The organism is Streptococcus infantis ATCC 700779 (genome assembly GCF_000187465.1).
In the GTDB taxonomy this organism is placed as follows: Bacteria; Bacillota; Bacilli; order Lactobacillales; family Streptococcaceae; genus Streptococcus; species Streptococcus infantis.
The window spans coordinates 1-672 of sequence record NZ_GL732441.1; the positions used below are offsets into that span (position 1 = coordinate 1).

Sequence of the window (672 nt, forward strand, 5' to 3'; positions counted from 1 at the left end):
AGTCGTCTTCAAGAGTTCAATCTCGGGCTTTAACTTATCCCTCGAGCCCTTTAAGTCGCTATGAAGACGTGTAAACTCCTTACCAGGTAACTTTGTATGAAGATCTCCATCAATCTGGTAGTAGCCGTCCTTGTACAGTAGGAGGTTCGTTGAGTAGTCATTCATCAGGTTTGCCAGTGTCTGAAGAAGAGTCCCATGTACCTCTACTAGGTAATTGCGCATACTCGAGATAGCCTGACCTTGGAGGTTTTGATTCTTTATGAAGTCGTTCATAGCCTTGTTTAGACTAGACATGGACTCTCCCCAAGCATTCATCGTCTTTTGACTTTCCACTTGAACAGAGGTGATATCATCAAATTTTATATTGTAACTCATGATACCTCCCTACTGCAAACCAGGAAACATGTTTTGACCCAAGACACTATCAGTTCTGTACATCTCTTTCCCTGTAGCCGTCATCAAAGCGAGATCCGCTCCTAATAGAGCCGTGTAGGACTTCACCAGCTGGTAGAGTTCGTTGAATTGTTCCTGGTACAAGTCCAGTGCTTTCGACTCACCTGTCGTGTTGAAAGTTGGTTTTCCAACTCCGGCCAAACTCTCCTTAGCTTTGGACATGCTACTAACATGTGAACCAAATAGAACATCGGATAATTGAATGGTTCCAAACATATT

Annotated in this window: 2 protein-coding genes; both read right to left on the reverse strand. The window is 43.3% G+C overall.

Annotation, left to right across the window (positions count from 1 at the left end; translation table 11 throughout):
* On the reverse strand, nucleotides 1-375 hold a 375-nt coding region (locus tag HMPREF9423_RS11635; RefSeq protein ID WP_006149555.1), incomplete at its 3' end, for a T7SS effector LXG polymorphic toxin.
* A gap of 9 nt (nucleotides 376-384) precedes the next feature.
* A partial coding sequence (locus HMPREF9423_RS11640; protein ID WP_006149556.1) for a hypothetical protein occupies nucleotides 385-672 on the reverse strand: 288 nt, incomplete at its 5' end.